We start from the raw sequence: 5,914 nt of genomic DNA, 5'->3' as shown, positions 1-5,914 counted from the left end.
AGAGCCGTTAGTTTAAGTCATCTTAAGACTTATCTAACTTTTTCGCACTTCTAGTCTTGCTGTTCAGTTTTATCAAGAGCTTTGCGCTGCCAAGCTCCCTGCTTGCGCGCAAGAATTATAATATCATCCACCTCGACAAATGTCAACATAAAATGAAAAACAAAACTCTGACTTGAATATTAAGGAATAAACAGGGGATAGTTATTGCCTTGTACCAAATGAAAGCGGTATGTTTATTATATTAAGAGGTATATTATTATAGAAGAAAAAGACATGATTGAATCCACTGCAAAAACCCCTTTTGTTGCATAAGGGTTGCATAAATATACAAAGCGAGCGTTGGCGAAGCATGGATACAGCACCCTGCGGGTTTCACTATTAAGGTTGACGACCATGGATGGGAGGTTAGCGCATACCCCTTGAGCCGCCAGACAAGCCGCTGGTGTTGCCCATGCGTAAACTGCGAGCGGTATATTTATACAAGCAAAATAATATTTATGACTTTTTGCAGTAGAATCAAGATTTTTTTGTAAAACTTTTTGCACCACAAAAAGGTCCTGCACTTTACATTTGCCCGTTATACAATTAGCCGGCAGGTGAATTTTTGCCCCTTAATATAAATTAACGGGCTATTATGCTTGCTATCATTATCTAAACTATAATTATAGTAGGAATTCACTAAAGATTTTACTTTGCAAGACCTATAATACAGGAGTTATAGAGATGAAGATTGGGATTTTTTCAGAAATTCATGGTGAGATTTCTGGTGCTATTGCCGACCTGGGGACTTTTTTACCTTATGTGCTGGGCGCTATTATAATTGGTGGGCTGGATGCCAGTAGTATTTTTATAACTTTTGGCTTGATGTATATCTTTACTGGATATTTTTATCGTATTCCGATTCCGGTTCAACCTATGAAAATTATCGGTGCAGCGATATTGGTACACCATTTAACCGCCGGAGAAGTAGCTGCGGCAGGTATTATGATGGGTTTGACTTTATTCATCCTGGCTATAACTGGTTTGGCAAGTAGATTGGCTGGTCTGACGCCGGATAGCGTAACCCTTGGTATCCAGGCAGGTTTAGGTGTTAGCCTGGCCATGCTGGGGATAAAATATATAAAAACCGATTTGCTGCTTGGTCTTATTATAATGCTGTTCATGCTTTTTCTCTTTCAAAACCGGAGGTTCCCTGCTTCTATAGCGGGGGTAGTGGGTGGAACTCTGCTGGCATTTGTCCTGCACCCGGAACTTCACTGGCCCGATTTGCAGTTGGGGTTTTATTGGCCCCACCTGATTCTACCTGCCTGGACCGATTTTGCCCGGGGCTTTACCCTGGGTTATTTACCCCAGTTGCCCCTTACTTTAACTAATTCCGTTTTGGTAACAGCCATTTTAGCTCACGAGCTTTTCCCAGAGCAATCAGAAAAAGTAAATGAAAGGAATCTATGCCTGACCCTGGGCATTGGCAATCTTCTGGCTGCCCCTCTGGGTGGTTTTGCCATGTGCCATGGTAGCGGTGGACTGGCAGCTCATTATCGTTTTGGTGGTAGAACCGGTTTTACCCCAGTCTTAATGGGAATAATCCTTCTATTTACCGGCATATTTTTAGGACCGGCAGGAGTTGATTTGTTACAGATAATCCCCCAGGCCGTACTAGGTGGTCTCCTCTTTTTCAGCGGAGTAGACCTGGTTCGAGGAGTGCAGGATTTCAGCAATAAAAAAGCTTTGTTCTGTTTTGCGGTAGTATTAATAATCAGTATTGCTGTTAACCCGGCGATTGCCTTTCTGTTCGGTCTTATACTTCATTTCCTGTTTAATAAAGGTTGGGTAAATATCTAATTTTGTTAAAACTTTTTTCCTGTGTCCTGGGGAGCTTGTCTATAAGGAAAGCTCTCACTCCACTCTGGCGGAAACCTTTCCAGACTTGGTTATTCTGGCCTAGATTCGGGAATTAAGCAGGCTCCCGGTGAAATGAAAAAAGATCATCCCACAGTAAAATATCAGCAATACTCCCAGGAATGATAAATAGGGAAGAAGAAAGACAATAGTTAAACCGAGTGCCATTAAAAAAACAGCCATAAAATATGCCGGTATATAATTGGTAGCTACCCGATTCATCATGTAAAATATCTCTTTTATATTAATAGCGTCCATAGGATAATGATCTTTAAGATAGTTGGCAATAGCCAGAGGAATAATCATGCCAATGGTCAGGATGATAATGGATACCAGAAAAACACCCACCATAGGGATATGCAAGAGGGGGAAGGCTAAAAGCAACGGTACTAATAAATATCCCAGGGAAATTAAAAAAGCTATAATCCCTTCCCGAACAAAATCCTCCCAACGCTCCCATTCAGGTAAGGACTGGCGACCAGCCATCCCAAATTTCATGCATTCCACAAAATAACACAAACTAAGCAGATTGAGAACCGGAACTATAGAAATGACACAACCTAAAAGGATTTTTTTAATCCAATCTTCATCGCGAAAAGGAAAACTTATATAGTGATAAAAGTTCATTAATAACCCTCCCCCTATTACATTATTATAGAACAGGAAAAGGATTATGTGCGAAAATTATAAAGGGGGGTACTATCCCCCTCTACTTAAGCTGTGGTTGGCGCTCCTTGTACTGGTCTTTTATTTGATCAACTTTAGCTGCCCAGAATTGAATTTTATACATGGCATCATCTTCCATGGCAGAAGCTACTTTTACCACTTCTTGATCATTAATCTGCACGCCTATATTATAGAAGCCTTGTTCATCAGAACGAATAAGCAATCCGGGAATGCGATCCTTCTCCAACAGTCCTACATTAAATTCTTCCAGGCTCATAATAGGAGTTTCATAAGCCTCGGCTTTTGACATGGGGATTCCTCCTTTCACATAGGGAACTTGTAACAACCTCCCCCAAAAACAAGGGGGGAGAGGTTTTTAGGAGCGCTAATAATTGCCTAAATCACCCTCAACTCCATATCTTCTTTGTATGTCCTGTATCTGCGGTACCCACATGTGCACCCGTTCATGGACTTCGCTATCTTTAACCTGGTCTATTAATAATATCTGGTTTTTGCCCAGTTCAATTCCGATGTTGTAAACACCCTTATTAGTATCTGAACTTACCAATAAACCTTCATATTCTTCCTTGGCATAAAGACTGTCGTGAAGAAAATCATCCTTGCTCATGATTTTTCCTTTTTTATTATGCACCACTTTTCCTCCTTTTCTATTAGGCTTCTACTATGAAAGGGAATTGTCTACTCTCTTTTTCAGAAGAAGTCCCTGTAGTAGAATCATACTTTCGCTTTGAATATTATCCCCTCCAACTTTTATTTTATGTAATCCTAAATGCATAAATAATGCGTGAAAAATAAAGAAGATTCCGGAATGTGAGTTATTACGAAATCTTGAAAAGTTAGTTTTTGGCACCTTGATTCCTCGTTTGCCATAATATAACAAATTGAGGGGGTGCTTTGAACCAATGCAAAAAAGAATCCTTAATCTAAATAATGTAATAAAACAACTCTTTAAACTACCCGGTCAATTTATAAAGACAACTTCATCCAGCAATAATGAGGAATTACTTATTATCGCCCGAACCTTATTACGAGTAGTGGATTTGATAGACCACTATACCTGTTCCCATAGCTTACGAGTCGCCAGTTTGGCAGATTGCGTTGCCGTAAAAATGGGGCTAAGAGCAGAGCTCAGGAAAACCCTGCATGATGGGGCATTACTTCACGATGTCGGAAAAATAGGAGTTGGCAAGCATATACTCTGTAAGGAAGGCCCCTTAAGTGACGATGAGTGGTTATTGCTAAAAAGGCATGCGATTATCGGCTATGAAGCGTTGGAAAACATGGGGTATTCGGAGGGAGTTTTAAGTATTGTTAGGCATCACCACGAGCATTATGATGGGAAGGGTTACCCGGATGGCCTTAAAGGAGGGGAAATCCCCTTTTTAGCTCGTATAATAAGTGTTGCAGATAGTTTTGACGCCATGACTACCAGGCGCCCTTACCATTCAGCTTATTCTACTTACAGGGCACTGGAGGAAATAAAGCAATGTTCTGGTTCCCAGTTTGATCCTGAAGTAGCAGCAGCATTTAATAAAATAATAATATAGGGGACAACCTGGAAAACTGGTTATCCCCTCTCTTGGTCGTTGCCATTTGGTGGATTCCTGTTAAGCAGAGTTTTGCTTTAACTTTTAAAAGCGGTGGTGGGTCACCCTTAAAGGTAAATTAAATTTATGCGTAATGGTATTGCCAACCTCCTCAATGTCATCAAGGGTAACATCAATTACCAGGCATTTAAGTTTGGCATAAATCCGGTAAGCATTATCCAATTCTTCAGCCACCAGGTCATCCAAGGTTTCAAAGTCATCGGGCAGCTCAAAACTGCGGAATCTTTCTTTGCGCAATTCCATAAGGGTATCAATATCGATGGTAAGGCCAACCATTGGAATCCTGCCCTTTAAATCAACGATCTCCTGCGGGATTTCAGTATCCATAAGTATTGGATAGTTGGCCACCTTTATCCCCAGGTTGGCCATATGCATGGAAAGTGGCGTTTTTGAAGTTCTGGGCAATCCCAGAACTATTAAGTCCGCTTCATGAATAGTGTCAAGATTCTGTCCGTTATCATGTTCAATGGTATATTCTATGGCTTTCATACGATTGAAATACTGATCATCCATCTTATGAGTTAATCCGGTAATATATTCTGGTTTTTGTCCGGTCTTGAATTGAATCGCATCAAAAAGAGGAGCCATAACATTAACCGTGATAACCTGCTTTCCCCGGGCGGTTTCATCCAGGAAGCGAGATAATTCCGGTTTGACGATGGTATAAATGATAATAGCGTCATTCTCAACCGCCTGGTCAATTATTTTTTCCACTTGTTCTTCCTTGGTCACCCTGGAGAAGCGAGTAATATTCCGATCAAGTTTGAACTGTAATACTGATGCCACCGCGATTTTTTCCGCGGTTTCACCAACCGAATCAGATACTGCGAAAATATGCAATTTCTCTGCCATAATATCGTCCCCCTTTTCATGACATTTACTTTCCCCTGATTCATTTCAGTCCTCTTTATTTTATTCTACAAAATCCAGAGCTTCTCCTCTTTTTAGTCTCTCCAAATAGCTTTTCTTTAAAATACCTGCCCTTGGTTTTTTACCCAATACTTATGAACCATCAGTACTTGTAGATAAACTCTAAACCTCACTAATGGCTCCACTGCAAATATCCCCTTTTCCAACTCCTTCTTAAAACGCGCCAATCCAAGCTTCCAAGCAGTCATTTCACCATATTATCCCCTGTTTCTTTAAAATAGCAGTTTATTCCCGAACAAATATCATTTACAATTAAATAGAATCTTTTCTTTATTCGGCAAGTTCAGGTAGTCTACTGGGAGAATTTTGACTATCTCAATTTGATAATTGGTTCCACTGCAAAAACCCCTTTTTATGCAGAAGGGTTGCATGAATATACAAAGCGCTGGCGAAGCATGGATGCAGCACCCTGCGGGTGTCACTATTAAGGTTGTGACCAGGACGGGAGATTAGCGCGGTACCCCTTGAGCCGCGAGACAAGATGCAGGTGTTGCCCATATAGCGCCCTGTCGGGCACAACTGATGCTCCCTTGGGTCGCTATTAAGGACGCTGGAGCGGTATACTTATGCACGCTAATGCATATTTATAACTTTTTGCAGTGACATCATAATTAAATCTATTTAAAACGGGGAGGCCTTTTCCAAATGGGGAAAAAAACTGAAGAAAGTACCGTAATAGTAGTAACCTCAGGCAAGGGCGGAGTTGGAAAAACTACCACCGTTGCCAATGTTGCCAGTGCTCTGGCTCGAAAGGGCCATAAAATTGCAGTTATGGATCTGGATATAGGACT

7 protein-coding genes are annotated in these 5,914 nt (G+C 41.0%); 3 read left to right on the top strand and 4 right to left on the bottom strand.

Features of this window, described 5'->3' with window-relative positions:
* Positions 1-723 precede the first annotated feature (723 nt).
* Entirely contained in the window at positions 724-1,842 is a 1,119-nt protein-coding gene (locus PHP87_RS10270) for a putative sulfate/molybdate transporter (RefSeq protein ID WP_299921031.1), read from the top strand.
* A 99-nt stretch (positions 1,843-1,941) separates the two neighbouring features.
* Here PHP87_RS10270 and PHP87_RS10265 read toward each other — a convergent pair whose 3' ends face one another.
* The 3 genes from PHP87_RS10265 to PHP87_RS10255 form a co-directional block, all read right to left on the bottom strand.
* The gene (locus tag PHP87_RS10265; protein ID WP_299921026.1) at positions 1,942-2,526 is read right to left on the bottom strand and encodes a DUF4013 domain-containing protein; all 585 of its coding nucleotides are present in this window, start codon (positions 2,524-2,526) and stop codon (positions 1,942-1,944) included.
* 82 nt (positions 2,527-2,608) lie between these two features.
* The gene (locus PHP87_RS10260) at positions 2,609-2,875 is read right to left on the bottom strand and encodes a hypothetical protein (RefSeq protein ID WP_299921023.1); all 267 of its coding nucleotides are present in this window, start codon (positions 2,873-2,875) and stop codon (positions 2,609-2,611) included.
* 75 nt (positions 2,876-2,950) lie between these two features.
* The gene (locus PHP87_RS10255) at positions 2,951-3,217 is read right to left on the bottom strand and encodes a hypothetical protein (protein WP_299921021.1); all 267 of its coding nucleotides are present in this window, start codon (positions 3,215-3,217) and stop codon (positions 2,951-2,953) included.
* 271 nt (positions 3,218-3,488) lie between these two features.
* On the opposite strand from PHP87_RS10255, the gene PHP87_RS10250 reads away from it, so the two are divergent.
* On the top strand, positions 3,489-4,133 hold the full coding sequence (locus PHP87_RS10250; RefSeq protein WP_299921019.1) for an HD-GYP domain-containing protein: 645 nt from the start codon (positions 3,489-3,491) through the stop codon (positions 4,131-4,133).
* An 84-nt stretch (positions 4,134-4,217) separates the two neighbouring features.
* Here the strand turns inward: PHP87_RS10250 and PHP87_RS10245 are convergent, their stop codons facing one another.
* A complete protein-coding gene (locus tag PHP87_RS10245; RefSeq protein ID WP_299921017.1) occupies positions 4,218-5,045 on the bottom strand; it encodes a pyruvate, water dikinase regulatory protein in 828 nt (275 codons plus the stop codon).
* A gap of 723 nt (positions 5,046-5,768) precedes the next feature.
* Between PHP87_RS10245 and PHP87_RS10240 the strand changes: the two genes are divergently transcribed.
* A partial coding sequence (locus PHP87_RS10240) for a P-loop NTPase (protein WP_299921035.1) occupies positions 5,769-5,914 on the top strand: 146 nt, incomplete at its 3' end.

This window comes from Syntrophomonas sp. (assembly GCF_028707975.1).
Lineage (GTDB): Bacteria > Bacillota > Syntrophomonadia > Syntrophomonadales > Syntrophomonadaceae > Syntrophomonas.
The sequence above is the reverse complement of the archived record's forward strand: the minus strand, read 5'-3'. Positions and strand labels throughout refer to the sequence as shown.

What these genes read in the sequence shown, in the direction of transcription:
- PHP87_RS10270 (WP_299921031.1), top strand. Translation starts at nt 724, where the DNA reads ATGAAGATTGGGATTTTTTCAGAAATTCATGGTGAGATTTCTGGTGCT.
- PHP87_RS10265 (WP_299921026.1), bottom strand. Translation starts at nt 2,526, where the DNA reads ATGAACTTTTATCACTATATAAGTTTTCCTTTTCGCGATGAAGATTGG.
- PHP87_RS10260 (WP_299921023.1), bottom strand. Translation starts at nt 2,875, where the DNA reads ATGTCAAAAGCCGAGGCTTATGAAACTCCTATTATGAGCCTGGAAGAA.
- PHP87_RS10250 (WP_299921019.1), top strand. Translation starts at nt 3,489, where the DNA reads ATGCAAAAAAGAATCCTTAATCTAAATAATGTAATAAAACAACTCTTT.
- PHP87_RS10245 (WP_299921017.1), bottom strand. Translation starts at nt 5,045, where the DNA reads ATGGCAGAGAAATTGCATATTTTCGCAGTATCTGATTCGGTTGGTGAA.